Genomic DNA, 18,938 nt, shown 5'->3' on the forward strand with positions numbered 1-18,938 from the left:
ATCAGCGCCTGGCACCGATTCCCTGTGGGAGCGGGCTTGCCCGCGAAGGCTGCCTGTCAGTCACTGCATCTTTAACTGAACCACCGCTATCGCGGGCAAGCCAGCTCCCACACTGGTTATGCATGGCCCATAAAATCAGCGCCCGGCACAGTGCGGATGCAAAAAGCCCTGTCACAGGGACAGGGCTTTTTTTGCAGCTTGTAGCTTGCAGCTCAGTGCTGCTCTTAGAACACCACACCCTGGCTACGCAGGTAGTCGTCATAGGTGCCGCTGAAGTCGATCACGCCGCTAGGGCTCAACTCGATAATGCGGGTGGCCAGGGACGATACGAACTCACGGTCATGGCTGACGAAGATCAGCGTGCCCGGGTAGTTCTCCAGCGCCAGGTTCAGCGCTTCGATGGATTCCATGTCCAGGTGGTTGGTCGGTTCGTCCATGATCAACACGTTCGGCTTTTGCAGGATCAGCTTGCCGAACAGCATGCGACCTTGTTCACCACCGGAGATCACTTTGACCGACTTCTGGATCTCGTCGTTGGAGAACAACATACGGCCCAGGGTGCCGCGAATCATTTGCTCGCCTTGGGTCCACTGGCCCATCCAGTCGAACAGGCTCACGTCGTCTTCGAAGTCGTGGGCGTGGTCCTGGGCGTAGTAGCCCAGCTCGGCGGCGTCGGTCCACTTGATGCTACCGGCGTCCGGGGTCAGTTCGTTGACCAGGGTGCGCAGCAGGGTGGTCTTGCCGATACCGTTGGGGCCGATGATCGCCACGCGCTCGCCCGCTTCAACCTGGAAGCTGAAGTCCTTGAACAACGGCTTGCCGTCGAAACCTTTGGCCATTTTTTCGACCATGACCGCCTGGCGGTGCAGCTTTTTGTTCTGCTCGAAACGGATGAACGGGCTCACACGGCTCGACGGCTTGACTTCGGCCAGCTGGATCTTGTCGATCGCCTTGGCACGGGAGGTCGCCTGCTTGGCTTTCGAGGCGTTGGCCGAGAAGCGGCTGACGAAGGATTGCAGTTCGGAAATCTGCGCTTTCTTCTTGGCGTTGTCCGACAGCAATTGCTCGCGGGACTGGGTCGCCACGGTCATGTACTCGTCGTAGTTGCCCGGGAACAGGCGCAGCTCGCCGTAGTCCAGGTCAGCCATGTGGGTGCACACGCTGTTCAGGAAGTGACGGTCGTGAGAGATGATGATCATCAGGCTGGAGCGCTGGGTCAGGATGTTTTCCAGCCAGCGGATGGTGTTGATGTCCAAGTGGTTGGTCGGTTCGTCGAGCAACAGCACTTCCGGGTCGGAGAACAGCGCCTGGGCCAACAATACGCGCAGCTTCCAGCCGGGGGACACTTCACTCATCGGGCCGAAGTGCTGTTCCAGGGGAATACCCAGGCCCAGCAGCAACTCGCCGGCGCGGGATTCGGCGGTGTAGCCGTCCATCTCGGCGAACTCGGTTTCCAGCTCGGCCACGGCCATGCCATCTTCTTCGCTCATTTCCGGCAGCGAGTAGATGCGGTCGCGCTCGGCCTTGACCTTCCACAGCTCCTCGTGGCCCATGATCACGGTGTCGAGCACGGTGAATTCTTCGTAGGCGAACTGGTCCTGGCGCAGTTTACCCAGGCGCACATTCGGCTCGAGCATGACCTGCCCGCCGGACGGGTCGAGGTCGCCACCGAGGATTTTCATGAAGGTCGACTTGCCGCAACCGTTGGCACCGATCAAACCATAGCGGTTGCCGGCGCCGAACTTGACCGAGACGTTCTCGAAGAGCGGCTTGGCGCCGAACTGCATGGTGATGTTAGCTGTGGAGATCAATTACTTTACCTATCAATGGGTTGCGAGCGTGACGGCAGGTGCCTTCAGGCATGCGTCAACAGCGACATCAAGGCGCGAAACCCGGTCGCTGAACACAAAATTTGGAATGTGTGTTGGAATTTGGCGCGCATTGTCGCATATGTCAGGCGACAGTTGTATGGCGAGCGAAGGATGGTTTTGCCAAGGTCTCCGGCATCGCCAGCCACAACAGCATCAAGGCAGCGGCTGCAACTGCCGCCAACGTCAGGAACGCCGCGTTGTAGCCAGCCTGCTGCACCACGAAACCGGCCAGGCTGCTACTGAGCGCCGCGCCGAGGCCAAATACGGTGGAGAGGGCGCCCAGGCTGACGTTGAAGCGCCCGGTGCCTTGGGTCAGGTCTTTGACGATCACCGGGAACAGGGCGCCGAAAATGCCGGCACCGATACCGTCGAGCATCTGCACGGCTACCAACCAATATGGGTCGCTGGATAGGGTATAGAGCACGCCACGCAACGGCAGTATCAGGAAACCGGCAAGCAGCAGTGGCTTGCGCCCCCAGATATCGGCCTTGAGCCCGACCAGCCAGGCCATCGGCACCATCACCAACTGTGCGGCGACAATGCAGGCTGAAGTCAGCGGGGTAGCCATCTGCAGATTGATCTGCGCCAGTTTCTGACTGACCAACGGCAGCATCGCGGCGTTGGCCAGGTGAAACAGTGCGCAGCAGATGGCGAACAGTAGCAGCGGTTGGTTGGTGAGCAGCGCGTTAAGCCCCGAGGGCTGTTCGTGGTCGGTGTGATGGGCCGGATCAAAACCACGGGCGACCTCATGGTCAATCGCCTTGGCCGGCACGCAACTGACCGCAATGACACTGGCGACGGCCATGAACGCCATCAGGTAGAACACCACCACCGGCCCGAACAGGTAGGCCAGCCCGCCGGCCAGCAATGCGGCCACGGCATTGCCGGCATGGTTGAAAGTCTCGTTGCGCCCGGTACGCCGGGTGAAGGCACGCGACCCGGTGATTCCCAGCGAAATGGCGGAAATTGCCGGGGCAAAGACAGAGGCAGCTACGGCGCTGGCAGCTTGGGTCAGCGCCACCCAGCCAAATGAACTGACGAAGGGCAGCATCAGGCAACTGCCCGTCACCAACAGCGCGGCCAGGGCGACCACCGCACGTTTGCTGCGAGTGCGGTCGATCAACGCACCCGCGGGGCCTTGGGTCAGCAAGGCAGCGATGCCTGCCAGGGTCATGACCACGCCAATGCTGGCCGGCTCCCATTGATGCACGGCCAGCAGGTAGATCGCCAGGTACGGTCCGAGACCGTCGCGCACATCGGCGAGAAAGAAGTTCAGGCTGTCCAGGGATAAAGCGATGCGCAGGTCTGAATGACGGGCCACGATGCGACCTTCAAGAGCGGCGTTCAGGGGCTGAACACGCGTTGGGTTAATGACCGGTGGGCTGGGTGATAAGTTTCGCGGTGAACGAGGGTTTCAGCACGCAAAAAAAAGCCCGCGAGGAGAGGGCGGGCCAAGGGATTCACTGGAGTAGGTAGGCTTCACCCTATAGATGGAAAAGTGAAGACCTTGTGAAAATGCCGTGATCAAATCGGATGGTCACGTCACCGCCTATCTCCCTGACGCCCCGCGTTCCAACATGTGGGAGCAGGCAAGCCAGCTCCCACATTTGATCAAGATCGCCGCACAAAGGTGCGCATGGTTTGCCCAGGGCCGGTGCTGAACACGGTGGGCCTGGGCATGCCTTCATCCGCTGCGATAAATACGAAATCATCGCCGTCGAGCCGGTAACTGGCGGGGAGTTGCTTGCCTGCATCATCGCCCATGTCGTCCGTCCAGGTAATGCTTTTGGGCGTGGTACTGGCGTCCAGTACGAAGCGTCCTGCCAATAATACTTCGCCACTGACCGTGGTCACTTCGAAGCGATCCCCCGCAATTGTCGTCGTTGCTCCCGGCGCGCTGTGGGCATCCACGGGGTTAAGCACGCCACTGTCTTCAAGGGCTGTTTGTTCCCAAGTGCCTTGCAGTGCGCGAAAGTCCGAAGCGGAAAGGGGTGACATGCAAACTCCTTATTGCTGTTCAAAAAAATGTTCAATTGTATTGAGGCTGACACTGTTCCGCCTGTAGGCGAAATTTTTTTCTTTATAAGACAGCTATTTGACAGCTTTTTCATGTTGTATTGACTACGCTTGCAACCAGATCAGTCTGACATGGCTGTGTCATTTGGCTTACTCACCGAAATGAAACCGAAATAATCCCTAAGTTTGTGGGATATTTCAGGGGACTGAGTGGTCACATCGCCATTGGTCTGCCGTATCCAGGGCGTTGTCCCTGATTTTTGAAGTCTTTTAGACTTCTGAGAATGATGGCCTTTTAGTATTATTTTAAGGTGTTCTTATTTTGAATCGTACTTCCCCGCTTCCGCCTTCCGCAGCGTCTGATGAAATTGATTTATTTGAATTGTTTCACGCCATCTGGCGACAAAAAAAGCTGGTGATCGGGTGTACGCTTCTGGCCGGGGTATTAGGCGCAGGTTATGCCTTCCTGGCACCCAAGACCTATGAAGTCAGCAGTGTGTTGCGGCCTGCTGCAATCAACGAGCTAGACGCCTTGAACCGTTCGGAAGTGTATAAGTTGCCGCCTGCCGATGCGCTGCTCAAAGTGGGCGCGCAGTTGGACTCTTATGATGCACGCCTGGGGTTCTTCAAGGATCATGAGGAGTTGTTCAAGGCGTTCAAGAAACCGGGGCAAACCCTTGAGCAGAGCTTTGAGGCGTTCAACCGCAATTCGGTCAATCTGATTTTGCCTGACCCCAAGAAATCCGATTCGTTGAGCAGCTATATCCGTCTGGAACTGCAATACCCGACCGACGTCGATGGTGTTGCGATCCTCAACGGTTTTGTGGACTACGCCATTGCCGCCGAGCGTCAGCAAGTGGGTGCTGACCTCAAGGTGATCGTCAATAACCGCTTGAGCGAGCTCAAGGGCAAGATCGACGCCGCCCGCGCCAACTACGATACCGATAAAGAATCGAAAATCGCCAAGCTGCTGGAAGCGGACCGGCTCAAGCGTGCCCAACTGCAGGATGAACTCAGCGCCCTGCGCCTGCAGATGAAGATGGAACGCACCAACCGCCTCGCCGAGTTGGCCGAAGCCATCAGCATTGCCAAGTCCATGGGCATTCGTACACCGACAACGCCGTCCTCAATGGCCGACTCCACCCGCACGGGTTCGAGCCAGGTCATGCGGACCGAGGTGAACAACCAGAAGATCCCGCTGTATTTCATGGGGACCGAGGCGTTGGAAGCCGAACGCGCTGCATTGCAGCAGCGTACCAGCGACGATTTCACCAACCCGCGCATTGCCGAGATCGGCAAAGAGCTGCAACTGCTGGAAAGCAACCGCGAGGTTGAGGTGCTGCGCAAGCGTGGCAATGAAGACATCTTCTTGCAGGACGTCGAGCCGCTTCGCGCTGAAGTCGCCAGGTTGCGTGGTTTGAATATCGATATGAGCAACCTCAAGCTGGTGACGATTGACCGTCGAGCCCAGGAGCCTCTGTCGCCGATCAAGCCGAAAAAACCGCTGGTTATCGCGTTGAGCCTTGTTGGCGGCCTGTTGCTGGGCCTGATGATTGCGCTGATCCGCTACTTCGTTCGCAGCCGCACTCAGGCCGTGCCCTATACGGCATTAGGGGATCGCCGCGAGGGTAACGACTCGCCGCTGTAACCCTTCCAGCGCCCTCAAACAGGCAGGCTCAAGGGCCTGCCTGCTCCTACCCCCAGCACACTCAGTAGACAGCTTTTCACAATTCTTAGTTAACCTTTGGTTACAAAGTGTGGCTAAATAACTGCCAATGGTCGCACGCAGGCGGTTATCCGCCGGCCGTGTCACCTGTATGTGAATTGTGATTTCAGGTGCTGCTTATCCATCCTCGGCCGTTGTGGGCCCGCAGGAGCAGCCTGTTCTCTCCCTGACGTGTGACGAATCCCTTGAAACTCATCATTGTTGCTCTCTACGTTGCTTCCATTGCGTATGTACACCTGCGCGGTCGGGTGCGACACAAGCTGGGTCGCCAGCTTAGCGATCACTCGACGTTCCTGGCGCCGATCAACTGTTTCCTGTACCTGTTCTCCAAGCAGCCCAGCCGTCCCTACCTCTCGCCCAGCGACTTTCCAGACCTGAGCCCATTGCAGGAGCACTGGGAAGAGATCCGCGAAGAAGGCCAGAATCTGATGCGGGCGGGTGAGATCAAACGCTCGGAGCAATACAACGACGTAGGGTTCAACTCGTTTTTCAAGACCGGCTGGAAGCGGTTCTACCTCAAGTGGTACGGCGACAGTCACCCCTCGGCGATGAAGCTGTGCCCACGCACCACCGAGCTGGTGCAAAGCATCGGCTCGATCAAGGCGGCCATGTTCGCCGAGCTGCCACCGGGCTCCAAGCTGGTACGTCACCGTGACCCGTATGCGGGCTCGTACCGCTATCACCTGGGGCTGGATACCCCTAACGATCCAGGTTGCTACATCAATGTGGATGGCGAAAGCTATTACTGGCGCGATGGCGAGCCGGTGATGTTCGACGAGACCTACATTCACTACGCGGAAAACACCACCCAACAGAACCGCATCATTCTGTTCTGTGATATCGAACGGCCGATGAAGTACCGCTGGGCAGCTGCGTTCAACCGCTGGTTCAGCCGCAATGTGATGGCGGCCGCAGGTTCGCCCAACGATGAGGGTGACAAGACCGGCGGCCTCAACCGTGCCTTTACCCGTCTGTACAAGATTCGCCTGCGTGGCAAAGAGCTCAAGAAGCGCAATCGCACGCGCTACTACCTGGAAAAGTGGGCGATCTTTGCCGGTCTGGCGCTGATCTTCATTCTTATCTGACCTGGCTCAAGGCGCGGATCACCCAGGGGGTTGCGCGCCCAGCTTGTCCCACATCTTTTTGCTGATCTTCTGTCGATTGGCATACCCCGCCCAGGGGTCATCCTTCAACGTTTGCAGCCGCTGATGCAGGTTCGCCACTGTCCACTGTTGGGCGCCGCGTAATCCTTTCAACTCCTCTCGACTCACCGGCACCGACACTGGCAGGCCCGGGCGGGCCCGCACGGAATACGCCGCTACGGTACTGGCGCCACGGGCGTTGCGCAGGTAATCGATAAAGATCTTGCCGACGCGGTTCTTGGGGCCACTGGTGGCGGTAAAGCGTTCGGGCAGTTGCCGGGTCATGAATTGCGCAATGGCTTTGGCGAACGCCTTCACGGTGTCCCAGCCGTCGCGCCGGGCCAACGGCACGATCAAGTGCAGGCCCTTGCCGCCGCTGGTTTTGACGAAAGCTTGCAAGCCCAGCTCATCGAGTACCGACAGGGTCAGTTGGGCCGCTTCCAGCATGGCTTTCCAGGGCAGGGCCGGGTCCGGGTCGAGATCGAGAACAAACAGGTCAGGCGTTTCAATCTTGTCTGCAGTGGCGCCCCAGGTGTGAAATTCGACGGTACCCATTTGCACCGCGCCGACCAGGGCCTCCACGCTGTCTATTTCCATCAGGCGCGCATGGCCTGGGTCCAGCGCCTGGTCCAATTGCTTGATGTGGGGGATGGCCATACGCTCTGAGTGCTTCTGGAAGAACTGCTCACCTTCGATCCCTTCAGGCGCCCGCAGCAATGACACGGCACGTGCGCGCAGGAAGGGCAGGATCCATTCGCTGATATCGGTGTAGAACTGCGCGAGCTGCTGTTTTTGCGTGCTGCTGTGCTTGTCGATAATGCGCTCGGGGTGAGTGATTTTCACGCTCTTCACCGTTGCCTGCGCTTTACCGGCTTTCGACGTTTCGGGTGCCTTGACCGACTTGGCCGCGCGCGGCTGTTCATGAATGATCTGCGAGGCTGGCTTGTCGGTGCGCAGGCCCACAAACGCGGCTTGGCGCACCACGCCTTCGCGGGTCCATTCGGCAAATTGCACCTCGCCGACCAGGCTCGGCTCAACCCAATGCACGCCACGGGCCTGGGCACTGGTCAATGGTTTTTGCAGGGGCGAGTCCTTGCGCTCAAGCGGGGTGAGCTTGGCATAGATACTTTTCAGCGCCGCTTGATCAAAGCCCGTGCCCACCCGCCCGGCATATACCAGGCCGGTGTCATCGTTGACCGCCAACAGCAGCGCCCCAAAGCCGCTGCGCGAACCTTGGGGGCGGGTGTAGCCGACAATCACGAACTCTTGGCGCAGGCGGCATTTGAGCTTGATCCAGTCGGCACTGCGCCGCGACACGTAGGGGCTGCCGGCGCGCTTGCCGATCACGCCTTCGAGCGCCAGGTCACAGGCGCTCTCGAAAATATCGCGCTGGCTGGCGGCAAAGGCTTCGGAGAAGCGCAGCAGTTTGCTTCGGCTGGCGGACAGCGCAGATTTAAGCGCAGCCCGACGCTCTTCGACCGGGTCTTCACGCTGGTCGCGACCGTTCAAAAACGGTGCGTCGAACAGGTAATAGACAATGTCCAGACTGCGGCCGATATCGAACGCGTTTTGCAGCGCCTGGAAATCCGGCAGCCCGTCGCCATTGAGGCTGACCACTTCGCCATCCAGCCAACTGTCCTTGAGCTTGAGGGCTTGCAAGGCTTTGCACTGACGTGGCAGGCGTTCGGTCCAGTCGTGGCCGTTACGGGTGAACAGGCGCACTTCGCCGTCGCGAATGCGCGCCATGATGCGGTAGCCGTCGAACTTGATCTCGTAGCGCCAATCACCTTCGGGCGCCCGGTCCACCAAGGTTGCCAATTGGGGGGCAAACTCATCCGGCAGGGCAGCGATGCGCTTGGGCGTTTTGGCTTTTGGCGCGGCCTTGGATTTGGCCTTGGCCTTTGCCTTTGGCTTACCCACCACCGCATCGCTGAGCACGCTGGCGGGCTCGGCCTGGACGATATCGAACTCAGCGGCCGGGCGCGCCTGCTGATCGTTTTCCTTGATCAACAGCCATTGCTCCTTGTCGCCGCTGCCCTTGAGCCGGGTGCGTACCAGCGCCCAGTCACCGGAGAGTTTTTCACCGACCAGGGTGAATTTGAGCTTGCCCGCCGCGTAGGCTTTGCGCGGGTCATCGTGGGGCTGCCAAATGCCTCGGTCCCATACGATCACATCCCCCGCACCGTATTGGCCGGCGGGAATGCTGCCCTCGAAACTGCCATAGCTCAGTGGGTGGTCTTCAACATGCACCGCCAGGCGTTTTTGGCTCGGGTCCAGGCTTGGGCCCTTGGGCACCGCCCAGCTCAGCAGCACGCCATCGAGTTCCAGGCGAAAGTCGTAGTGCAGGTTGCGCGCATCGTGCTTTTGAATCACGAAGCTGAGGGCCGAGACGTTGCGTTTGCTGGCGGGTGAGCTGCCGGCGGGTTCGGCGGTGATCTTGAAATCGCGCTTGCGATTGTACTCACTCAGGGGCTTTGCCATGTCATTCTCCCGTCAATGGCAGGCTCAAGAGGCCTTGTTATTGGACTTTTTCGCGGTGCTTTTTTTCGCCGCAGGTTTACCCGCCAGGCTGCGTTTGAGCAGTTCGGTCAGGTCGATGACATCCGCGGATTTTCGCTCTTCGCCGCCTTCGACCGTTTCCACATCTTCGATCTTGCCGGCCTTGGCCTTCTTCGCCACCAGCGCCCTGATCTTGTCCTGGAAGCTGTCACGGTATTCATCGGGCTGCCAATCGGCGCTCATGTCTTCCACCAGGCGCTTGGCCATGTCCAATTCACCTTTGGCCAGGGTCGGCTTTGTCACATCGCTGCCCAGTTCCAACTCATCCAGGCTGCGCACTTCAGCGGGCCAGCGCAGCATGACCAGCACCAGAGCCGATTCCAGCGGCATCAACGCGGCCAGGTGTTGCTTGGTGTGCAGTACCACATTGGCCAGGGCCACCTTGCCGGTTTTTTTCAGCGCTTCGCGCAGCAGTGCATAGACCTTGCCGCCGCGTTTATCCGGAGCGAGGAAGTAGGGCGTGTCGATGTTTTGCAGGGGGATCTGGTCGCTGGCGACGAAGGCGATGATTTCGATGGTCTGGGTGGACTTGGGGTGGGCCGAGCGAATTTCGTCTTCGCTGAGCACCACGTAGCGTCCTTTTTCAAAGGCCACGCCCTTGACGATATTTTCCTTGGTGACTTCCTTGCCGGTGGTTTTGTTGATGCGCTTATAGCCCACCGGGTCCATGCTGCGCTTGTCCAACCAGTCAAAGTCGACGCCTTGTGAAGAGGTCGCCGAAACCAGCGATACCGGGATGTGAACCAAGCCGAAACTGATGGCGCCTTTCCAGATTGCCCGTGGCATAGGTGTGATTCCTCAACGAAGAGCCTGTGTGCTGGTGACTCACAGGGCAGGGCAAAAGTTTCGGCGGATAGATGCTCGGACAGATCGTGTTACACCTGATGAGAAACTATTTAGTGTCACAACGCGAACCCGCGGCGTAGCGTGTTATCGAAAGCACGTAGTACTTGGCATAGAGAGGTTTGGCCATGAACCGTTGTGTACGTCATCTCGCAGCACTGGCGCTGGGCCTGGCCCTTGCGCCATTGGCCCAGGCGCAAAACCTGCCGGGGCGTAGCGACCACGGCCCTATTCACCGGGCCAACCCCAATAGCATGCAGGGCACCCAGCCCAATGCACCGGCTGTTCGCAGTATCCAGCCCGTCCCGGCCAACCCGCGGCCAACGCTGGAAAACGGTGGCATCGGCAACCGCTACCCCAAGCAGGAGGCGGCCCCCAGCCGCCCGGCCACCGCACCCAAAGCGCCCACCTATGATGCCAACGGCAATCGCCGCTGAGGATTTCGCCTTATGTTTGTACGTAAAACCCTGCTAGCCGCCCTGTGCGCCACCGCGTTGCTGCCGTTGAGCGCGGCGTATGCCGTCGATAGCCAACAGTTCCCCACTGAGCAAGGCAGCATCACCGCCACGCCGGTCGCCAAGGGCCTGGACCATCCATGGGCGCTGGCGTTTTTGCCGGACCAGCAAGGTTTCCTGGTGACCGAGTTACCTGGGCACCTGCGGTTTGTCAGCCCGGACGGCAAGCTGTCTGCGCCCTTGAAGGGCGTGCCGCAGGTATGGGCCAAAGGGCAGGGCGGGTTGCTGGATGTGGTGCTGTCGCCAGACTTCAAGCAGGACCGCCTGGTGTACCTGTCGTACGCCGAAGGCGGTGGCGAGGGTGGCAAGGCCGGCACAGCCGTAGGGCGTGGTCGCTTGGCCGCTGACTTGAGCGGCTTGGAGGACTTCAAGGTGATCCTGCGCCAGGAGCCCAAGCTGTCTACCGGCAACCACTTCGGCTCGCGCCTGGCCTTCGACCGTGATGGCTACCTGTTCGTGACTCTTGGAGAGAACAACGACCGCCCCACGGCCCAGGATTTGGACAAGTTGCAAGGCAAAGTGGTGCGCATCTACCCGGATGGGCGCGTGCCGGATGACAACCCTTTCGTCGGTCAACCCGGCGTGCGTCCCGAGATCTGGTCCTATGGGCAGCGTAACCCGCAAGGGCTGGCCTTGAATCCCTGGAGCGGCACGATCTGGGAAAATGAACACGGGCCCCGTGGCGGTGATGAAGTCAATATCATCGAGCGCGGCAAGAACTACGGCTGGCCGTTGGCAACCCATGGCATCAACTATTCCCTGCTGCCGATTCCCGAAGCCAAGGGCAAAACGGCAGAGGGCACAGTGGCGCCCCACCATGTGTGGGAGAAGTCGCCGGGTGTCAGTGGCATGGCGTTCTATGACGGCGACCGGTTCAAGGCATGGCAGCACAACCTGTTTGTCGGTGCGCTGGTGAGTCAGGAGCTGATTCGGTTGCAGTTCGAGGGTGACAAAGTGGTCCACGAGGAACGCTTGTTGGGCGAATTGAAAGCGCGGATCCGCGATGTGCGACAGGGGCCGGATGGGTTTCTGTATGTGCTGACCGATGAGGATGATGGTGTGTTGTATCGCGTTGGGCTGAATCAGGACTAAACGTGTGGGAGGGGGCTGGCAGCAGACGCAGATCCAATTGACGCCCCGCGATCCAAGTGTGGGAGCTGGCTTGCCTGCGAAGGCGGTGTGTCAGGCGCTGAATCTGTTACTGCACGACCGCTTTCGCGGGCAAGCCAGCTCCCACATTGGATCTCATTCGGTCTGCAGAGTCGGGGTTATAGCCCCAGCTCTGACAGGCCGGGATGCGCATCCGGGCGCCGCCCCAGCGGCCAATGGAACTTGCGCTCGCTCTCCTTGATTGGCATATCGTTGATGCAGGCAAAGCGGTTGGCCATCAAGCCGTTCTCGTCGAACTCCCAGTTTTCGTTGCCGTACGAGCGAAACCAGTTACCCGAATCATCGTGCCATTCATAGGCATAGCGCACGGCGATGCGGTTATCAGTAAAGGCCCACAATTCCTTGATCAGACGATAATCCAGCTCCTTGGCCCATTTGCGGGTCAGGAACTGCTTGGCTTCTTCGCGGTTATGGGCAAATTCGGCGCGGTTACGCCAGTTCGTGTCCAGGGTGTAGGCCAGGGATACACGTTGCGGGTCGCGGGAGTTCCAGCCATCTTCGGCCAGGCGGACTTTTTCGATGGCAGAGGTGCGGGTAAACGGCGGCAGGGGCGGGCGGACTTCTTCTTGGGCTGACATGGGCGACTCCTCAATGCAATAAAGGTTGGGTCGAAAGTTGCCTGGGCTGTGGGTTCAAAGTTGCAGTAAGGTCCGCGCCATGCATTGCGCATTATCGGCAGCTGTTGAATCACCCATGACCAGGGCAACGGTAATGGCGCCATCGATCAGGATCAGCAGTTGCGCGGCCTGCTGCTCCGGGTCGGGGGTGCCATGTGCTTGGCACAGTTCAAGTGCGTACTCGAACAGTTTGCGTTTATGGGCCTTGGCCAGCAGGCGCACCGGGTTTTGGGCATCGCCGGTTTCACCGCTGGTGTTGATAAAGGCGCAACCGCGAAAGTCTGCCGAGCCGAACCAGCGCTTGAGCGCGCTGAACAGCCCCAGCAGGCGTTCGCCGCTGTCGTCGCTGCGTTCCACTTCGCTGCGCAGCCATTGCATCCAGCGCTCGTCGCGGCGTTGCAAGGCGGCCACCACCAACTCATCTTTGTTGGCGAAGTAGCGATAGATACTTTTTCTCGACACGCCAGCGGTTTTTACCAGTAAGTCCATACCGGTGGCAGCGATGCCGTGGCGATAGATCAACTTCTCGGTGACGTCGAGAATAATGTCGCGGGTTTCATTCTGGGTTATATCGTTCATGTCGAGTACAGTAGAACGACCGTTCTTCATGGTCAACAGTCTTTTTCGATTGCCCGTTGCGAGACCTGAGCAGCCTCATGGTGTAAGCTTTGAACCTCTTCGGATTCGACCATTGCGAGCCCTATGCCGTCGTTCTTCAAACGCTCCCTGTTGCCCAAGCTGCGCGGTTTTCCGTTGTCCAACGAGGCCCTTGAGGTGCTGCCAAGCGCCGACGCCTACCGTCGCTGCCTGCTGGAGAAAATCGCCCAGGCCACGCGGCGTATCTACATCGTTGCCTTGTACTTGCAGCAGGACGAGGCGGGGCAGGAAATCTACGACGCGCTACACGCCGCCAAGGCCGCACGGCCCGAACTGGACATCGTGGTGATGGTGGATTGGCTGCGCGCCCAGCGCGGGCTGATCGGCGCAGGCAAGCAACCGGGCAACAGCGCCTGGTACCAGGCCATGACCCAGCGCCACGCCACCGAAGTGCCGGTGTACGGCGTGCCGGTGCAAACCCGCGAGCTGTTCGGCGTGTTGCACCTCAAGGGTTTCGTGATCGATGACAGCGTGCTGTACAGCGGCGCCAGCCTGAACAATGTGTACCTGCACAAGTTCGACAAATACCGCTTCGACCGTTATCACCTGATCCATAGCCAACCCTTGGCCGATTCGATGCAGCACCTGGTGGAACACGGCCTGGTGGCGTCCAAGGCCGTGCATCGCCTGGACCTGCCAAACCCGCCCACCACTCGCAGCCTGCGCAACGACATCGGCGACCTGCGCAGCCGTCTCAAGCATGCGACCTACGACACCACAGCCGGGCAGTTGCCCAATGGCCATCTGTCGGTCAGCCCCTTGCTGGGCGTCGGCAAGAACAACCCGTTGAGCCGGGTGATCCTCGAACTCATCGCCAGCGCCCAGCAGCAACTGACCATCTGCACGCCGTATTTCAACCTGCCATTGCCGGTAACCCGCGAGATCAACCGTGCCCTGGCACGCGGTGTGAAGATCGACATCGTGGTGGGCGACAAGACCGCCAACGACTTCTATATTCCGCCCACTGAACCCTTCAAGGTGATTGCGGCGTTGCCGTACCTGTACGAGATCAGCCTGCGGCGCTTTGCCAAACGGCACCAGCCGATGATCAACAGCGGCCAGTTGAACCTGCACCTATGGCGCGACGGCGATAACACCTATCACCTCAAGGGCATGTGGGTGGATGAGCGCTACACCTTGCTCACCGGCAACAACCTCAACCCGCGGGCGTTTCGCCTCGACCTGGAAAACGGCTTGCTGATCGACGACCCTCAAGGCCAATGGCTAGGGCCGCGAGGCGCTGAGCTTGCGAATATTTTCCAACACACCACGCGTATCCAGGGTTACCAGCAATTGCAGACGCTGGTGGATTACCCGCCCGCTGTCGGCAAGTTCCTGCGGCGTGTCAGCCGGGTGCGGATCGAGCGCTTGCTTTACCGCATTCTCTAACTGAGCAACGTGCCGGCAAAAAAACACCCAGGCCCCTCGACAGGGACTGGGTGTTTTTTTGTGCGCGGCAGTTAGTTCAAACCCAACTTGCCGCGCAGGGTCGAGAGGTCTTCGGCCAGGGTGTTGACCGGGCCGACCAGGGCCTTGCGGTCGTTGTCCTTGACCTTGTCATAGGTCTCGAAGCCGCCATCCTTGGTTTTGTACTTGGCCAGGATCTTGTCGACGCTGGCAAAGTTCTTGTCGACTTTTGCCAGGAAGGCCTGGTCCTGCTGCCCGATCTGGCCACGGAACAGGTCAACGATTTTCTTCGCGCCGTCGATGTTGCCCTGGAAGTCGTACAGGTCGGTGTGGCTGTAGCGGTCTTCTTCACCGGAGATCTTGGTGGCCGCGACTTCTTCAAGCAACGCAGCGGCACCACCGACGACTTTTTCCGGCGGGAAGGTCAGGCTGTCGACGCGGGTCTTGAGGTCATTCACGTCCGCGTTGAGCTTGGCCGTCAGTGCTTGCAGGCCCTGGGTCGAGTTCTGCGAGAACAGCGCGTATTCGATCCGGTGAAAGCCCGTGAAGTCTTCGGCCGTCACGCCTTTTTCATGGTCGTCGACACGCGAATCGATGGACGCGTCGAGGTCGCTGAACAGCTCGGCGATCGGCTCAATGGACTCATAGTGCACGCGGGTTGGCGCATAGAGTTTCTTGGCCGTGGCCAGGTCGCCTTTATTGATAGCGTTGGTGAACGCCTGGGTCTGGGTGACCAGTTCGCCGATTTCTTCGGTGACGTAGATCTTGTAATCCGACACCGGGCCCACCAGGTCCAACGGCGCAGTAGCGGCGAAGCTTGCCAGTGGCGAAAGGCTGAGTAACAACAACGCAATAGACGACTTCTTCATGGGAGACATTCCGCTCTGGTGTGTTTTAGGTCTTGGCAGGAGTTTGAGAGTGCGTTGCCGCGAGCAGCGTGCGCCCGATGAAATCCTTGGGGCCGGTGACCCCTGGCAAGGTGAAGAAATACCCGCCACCCACGGGCTTGAGGTACTCCTCCAGCGGCTCGCCGTTGAGCCGGGTTTGCACGCTGATAAAGCCTTTCTCCAGGTCAGCCTGGTAGCAGATGAACAACAAGCCCATGTCCAGTTGACCATTTTTGTTGACGCCGTTGGAGTAGTTGAACGGCCGCCGCAGGATCAGGTTGGCCTGGGTCTGCGGGGTGCGCGGGTTGGCCAGGCGGATGTGGGCATCGAGCTTGGTCAACTTGCCTTCAGGGTCCTTGCTGTAGTCCGGGACCTGGGTTTCATGCTGGCCATCCATGGGCGCGCCCGTGGGTTTGACGCGGCCGATGATGCTTTCCTGTTCTTGCAACGGGGTGCGATCCCAGCGCTCGACAAAGTTACGGATGATGCGCACGGCCTGGTAACTGCCATGGGCGGCCCAGGCCGGTTCGTCGCTGGTGGGCTGTACCCAGACGATCTGGTCCATGGCCTTGTCATCGTTGGAGTCGGGGTTGGCCGAGCCATCGCGAAAGCCCAGGAAATTGCGCGCACTCTGCGCCGGCTCACCGGGTTTGGTCGGTGCCTGGGGCGGCACGCTGCCTTCTTGCTTCCAGCGCACCAGCAGCAGGTCGGGCAGGTTTTTGACGATGTCGCGCAGCGCGTGGATATTGGTGTCTGGCGTATTGGAGCTGAACTGCAGGCTCAGGTCGCCGTGGCACTGCGCCGGTTCCAGCGCATCGTTGGGAAAACCGACCATGCGGCTCAGGCGCTTGGGTTTGGCCGCCGCGAGGCCGAAGCGTTCGTCGAACAACGACTCGCCGACCGATACGGTAATGGTCAGGTTATCCGGCGTGACCACCGGGCCAAGGATGCCGGAATCGGTAGGCGGCAATTTCGGGTCGACCTGGGGCACGGTGCCGCCGGTCATCAGGAACGCGATGCGCTCGTTGAGGGTGCGGAACAGGCGTTCCAGGTCTTCGCGGTCGCTGGCCAGTACATCGAACGCCACGACCATGCCGCAGGCCGGGCGCGGGGTGACGATGCCGCTTTGGTGCTTGCCGAAAAACGCTTGGTGGTCCTGGGTCTTGTCGCTACGCGGGGCCGTGGTGACTTGCTCGGCCGCTGCCGCCATCGCCGGGCAGCTCAGGCTGCTGCCGGCAATCGCAGCGCCGGTGGCCGCCATGCCCAACAGGACGCGGCGACGTTGGAGGTCAAACTGTTCTGTATCACTCATGTATGCGGTCGTCTTCACTGCAGGCCGGAAAGGCCAAGGGCGGGGTCGATTCCATCGAGTGCAACGGCCAGTGCCTTGGCCTTATCGGCGATCTGCTTGCGCTGATCGGCTGTAACCTTGTCGTAGGTTGGGTAGCGGTCATTCACCTTGAGCCCCTCGAGTTCGGTGTCGAAGGCGTTGAGCGCGCTGTCGATAGTGGGCAACAGGTCGGCGGCGGACTTGCCCAGCAACGGGCGCATCAGGTCGACCACTTTGCGGGCCACCTCAAGATTGGCGGCAAAGCCGTTCAAGTCGATGTGGCTGTAGCGTTCCTCTTCACCGCTCGCCGCGCGAACGTCTGCCAGGCTGTCGAGGTTGCGTACCACAATGCTCACCAGTTGCTCTGGTGGCAGGGACTGGGCCAGTAACTGTTGCTTGAGCGTGGTGACGTCGGTAACCAGGCGTTGGGCGACCGGCGCCAGGCCATCAAGGCTGTGTTGCTGGAACAGGCTGTATTCGAGGCGATGGAAGCCGCTGAAGGCGGGGTCTTGCTCGCGCTTTTCAAAGTAATCGGCGCGGGCGTTGATCGCGTTATCCAATTCGGCCAGGCGCTGGGACGCCGGCGCCAGGCGCTGGTACGCCTCACGGGCCGGCACATACATGGCCTGCGCCTGGGCCAGATCACCGGCGGCGATGGCCTGTTGCAGGGCCGTCACCGCCTTGACCAGCGCACCGCCTTGGCCGCTCAGGTACACGCGAAACTCCGACAACGGGCCAATAAAGGCCACCATCGACGGCTTGGCCTTGGCCTGGGCGTCAGACTCTGCCGTGGGCGTGACATGCAAGGTGCCGCGCGGGTTGCTCAACAGGCCACAGGTAATGGCGTAGTCACCGGGCAACAGGTTGGCATTGATCACCTGGCTCAGGCCCGGGGCAATATTCTCCCGTTCTTCGACCACCAGCACGCCGTCGAGGATTTCCCACTCCACCGCACGGTCGGAGCGGTTGATGATACGAAAGCTTGCGCGCCCGGCCGGCACGGTGAGAGCGTTGGGCTCGCAGGCGTGACTGTGAATCGTGACCGCGATTTCATTGTGGTTGGTCTGGCGCTTGGTCGCGGCCAATTGCGAGGCGTAGTAGAACAGGCCACCGGCGGCGATCATCACCACCACCGAGCCGGCCACGCCCCAGCGCAAGGCGCGGGATGGCGGGGCCGATTGAGGGGTTGGGTTGGACAAGAGACGGTCCTTACTGGCTGGAAACGGAAGAGGTATTGGCAACGGGCTGGGTAGGGGCCGAGGGCAGGAAGAACATCACCAGGGCCACCACCAGGTAAATCAGATAGGCGCCCAGGGTGCTGACGGTCGGCGCCTCCTGGTAACCGAACATGCCGGCCAGTACCGAGCCGAGCGGGCTGTCCATGGGTAATGCAGCGCTGAAATCGAACAGCACGGTCTGCCAGTGGTTCCACACGCCGGCCTCGTGCAGGGCCTGCACCGAGTTGGCGAGAATGCCGGCCGCAACCACCAGGATGAACAGGCCAGTCCAGCGGAAAAATGCACCGAGGTTCAGGCGCATGCTGCCGGAATAAATCAGCAAGCCGACGACAATGGCCAGGACCAGGCCGAGCAGGGCGCCTATCGGAGCGCCTGGGCCTTCACTCTGCTGAAACACCGCCAACAGGAAGAACACCGTCTCCAGTCCTTCGCGGGCCACGGCAAAAAACACCATGGCGATCAGGGCAAACACCTGGTGCCTGGAGCCGGCCAACGCATGGTCGAGAGATTCATGCAGCGAGTGTTTAATCGAGCGCGCCACTTTGCGCATCCAGAACACCATGGAACTGAGAATACCCACGGCGACCAGGCCGACGACACCTTCAAACAATTCCTGCTGCTTTTGCGGGAACTCCGCACTGACCAATTCCAGGCCGCCGCCCACCAGCAGCGCCAGCGCGGCCGCCAGGAACACGCCGATCCACACTGCAGGCATCCACTGGCCACGCCCGGTCTGTTGCAGGTAACTGGCGATAATGCCAACGATCAATGCCGCTTCAATGCCTTCGCGCAGCATGATTAAAAAAGGAACGAGCATCGGGCACCCGGGCGCAACTAGTTAGGGAGCTAAGTTGTAACATAATGATACTCATTGCTAAACAAGAAATATTGACCTTTGCTGAACGTGGGCTGAACAGTGGTGGCGAAGCGCAACCGCCTTTATGATGCGGGGCAATCAGA

16 protein-coding genes are annotated in these 18,938 nt (G+C 59.9%); 5 read left to right on the forward strand and 11 right to left on the reverse strand.

Annotation, left to right across the window (positions count from 1 at the left end; translation table 11 throughout):
* Positions 1-224: 224 nt before the first annotated feature.
* From AC4PS6_RS19380 to AC4PS6_RS19390, 3 genes are all read right to left on the reverse strand, one after another.
* Positions 225-1,811 carry an ABC-F family ATPase gene (locus AC4PS6_RS19380; RefSeq protein WP_003191057.1) on the reverse strand — a complete coding sequence of 529 codons (1,587 nt, stop codon included), beginning with the start codon at positions 1,809-1,811 and terminating at the stop codon, positions 225-227.
* A gap of 142 nt (positions 1,812-1,953) precedes the next feature.
* Positions 1,954-3,192 carry an MFS transporter gene (locus tag AC4PS6_RS19385; RefSeq protein ID WP_336826446.1) on the reverse strand — a complete coding sequence of 413 codons (1,239 nt, stop codon included), beginning with the start codon at positions 3,190-3,192 and terminating at the stop codon, positions 1,954-1,956.
* A gap of 290 nt (positions 3,193-3,482) precedes the next feature.
* Entirely contained in the window at positions 3,483-3,869 is a 387-nt protein-coding gene (locus tag AC4PS6_RS19390) for a TIGR03067 domain-containing protein (RefSeq protein ID WP_019820134.1), read from the reverse strand.
* A gap of 340 nt (positions 3,870-4,209) precedes the next feature.
* Between AC4PS6_RS19390 and AC4PS6_RS19395 the strand changes: the two genes are divergently transcribed.
* Both AC4PS6_RS19395 and lpxO read left to right on the forward strand, forming a co-directional pair.
* Positions 4,210-5,535 carry a Wzz/FepE/Etk N-terminal domain-containing protein gene (locus AC4PS6_RS19395; RefSeq protein ID WP_014718361.1) on the forward strand — a complete coding sequence of 442 codons (1,326 nt, stop codon included), beginning with the start codon at positions 4,210-4,212 and terminating at the stop codon, positions 5,533-5,535.
* Between the two features lie 263 nt (positions 5,536-5,798).
* Positions 5,799-6,698, forward strand: a complete 900-nt coding sequence (lpxO, locus tag AC4PS6_RS19400; protein WP_014718362.1) for a lipid A hydroxylase LpxO — start codon at positions 5,799-5,801, stop codon at positions 6,696-6,698.
* Between the two features lie 18 nt (positions 6,699-6,716).
* Here the strand turns inward: lpxO and ligD are convergent, their stop codons facing one another.
* Positions 6,717-9,236 (reverse strand): DNA ligase D, encoded by a 2,520-nt coding sequence (gene ligD / locus AC4PS6_RS19405; protein WP_336826449.1) that lies wholly within the window; start codon positions 9,234-9,236, stop codon positions 6,717-6,719.
* 24 nt (positions 9,237-9,260) lie between these two features.
* The gene (gene ku / locus AC4PS6_RS19410; RefSeq protein ID WP_014718364.1) at positions 9,261-10,100 is read right to left on the reverse strand and encodes a non-homologous end joining protein Ku; all 840 of its coding nucleotides are present in this window, start codon (positions 10,098-10,100) and stop codon (positions 9,261-9,263) included.
* A 185-nt stretch (positions 10,101-10,285) separates the two neighbouring features.
* Between ku and AC4PS6_RS19415 the strand changes: the two genes are divergently transcribed.
* Together AC4PS6_RS19415 and AC4PS6_RS19420 are read left to right on the forward strand one after the other, a co-directional pair.
* A complete protein-coding gene (locus AC4PS6_RS19415; protein WP_014718365.1) occupies positions 10,286-10,594 on the forward strand; it encodes a hypothetical protein in 309 nt (102 codons plus the stop codon).
* Positions 10,595-10,606: 12 nt separating this feature from the next.
* Positions 10,607-11,764 (forward strand): PQQ-dependent sugar dehydrogenase, encoded by a 1,158-nt coding sequence (locus AC4PS6_RS19420; RefSeq protein WP_014718366.1) that lies wholly within the window; start codon positions 10,607-10,609, stop codon positions 11,762-11,764.
* A 176-nt stretch (positions 11,765-11,940) separates the two neighbouring features.
* Here the strand turns inward: AC4PS6_RS19420 and AC4PS6_RS19425 are convergent, their stop codons facing one another.
* Both AC4PS6_RS19425 and AC4PS6_RS19430 read right to left on the reverse strand, forming a co-directional pair.
* Positions 11,941-12,420, reverse strand: coding sequence for a nuclear transport factor 2 family protein (locus tag AC4PS6_RS19425; protein ID WP_019820128.1), 480 nt, complete (start codon positions 12,418-12,420; stop codon positions 11,941-11,943).
* 54 nt (positions 12,421-12,474) lie between these two features.
* Positions 12,475-13,038: a TetR/AcrR family transcriptional regulator gene (locus tag AC4PS6_RS19430; RefSeq protein ID WP_014718368.1), complete on the reverse strand. Its 564-nt coding sequence runs from the start codon at positions 13,036-13,038 to the stop codon at positions 12,475-12,477.
* Positions 13,039-13,161: 123 nt separating this feature from the next.
* Here AC4PS6_RS19430 and pssA point away from each other — a divergent pair, with 123 nt between their 5' ends.
* Positions 13,162-14,505, forward strand: coding sequence for a CDP-diacylglycerol--serine O-phosphatidyltransferase (gene pssA, locus AC4PS6_RS19435; protein ID WP_019820125.1), 1,344 nt, complete (start codon positions 13,162-13,164; stop codon positions 14,503-14,505).
* 71 nt (positions 14,506-14,576) lie between these two features.
* Here the strand turns inward: pssA and efeO (AC4PS6_RS19440) are convergent, their stop codons facing one another.
* Genes efeO (AC4PS6_RS19440) through efeU form a run of 4 tightly spaced genes read right to left on the reverse strand, consistent with a single transcriptional unit; the run spans position 14,577 to position 18,795 of the window.
* A complete protein-coding gene (efeO, locus tag AC4PS6_RS19440; protein ID WP_198833154.1) occupies positions 14,577-15,392 on the reverse strand; it encodes an iron uptake system protein EfeO in 816 nt (271 codons plus the stop codon).
* 25 nt (positions 15,393-15,417) lie between these two features.
* Positions 15,418-16,722 carry an iron uptake transporter deferrochelatase/peroxidase subunit gene (gene efeB / locus AC4PS6_RS19445; RefSeq protein ID WP_060766477.1) on the reverse strand — a complete coding sequence of 435 codons (1,305 nt, stop codon included), beginning with the start codon at positions 16,720-16,722 and terminating at the stop codon, positions 15,418-15,420.
* Positions 16,723-16,736: 14 nt separating this feature from the next.
* Positions 16,737-17,939, reverse strand: coding sequence for an iron uptake system protein EfeO (gene efeO / locus AC4PS6_RS19450; protein WP_073453303.1), 1,203 nt, complete (start codon positions 17,937-17,939; stop codon positions 16,737-16,739).
* Positions 17,940-17,949: 10 nt separating this feature from the next.
* Positions 17,950-18,795 (reverse strand): iron uptake transporter permease EfeU, encoded by an 846-nt coding sequence (efeU, locus tag AC4PS6_RS19455; protein ID WP_014718373.1) that lies wholly within the window; start codon positions 18,793-18,795, stop codon positions 17,950-17,952.
* Positions 18,796-18,938 lie beyond the last annotated feature (143 nt).

The organism is Pseudomonas sp. DW-iso17, assembly GCF_058725345.1.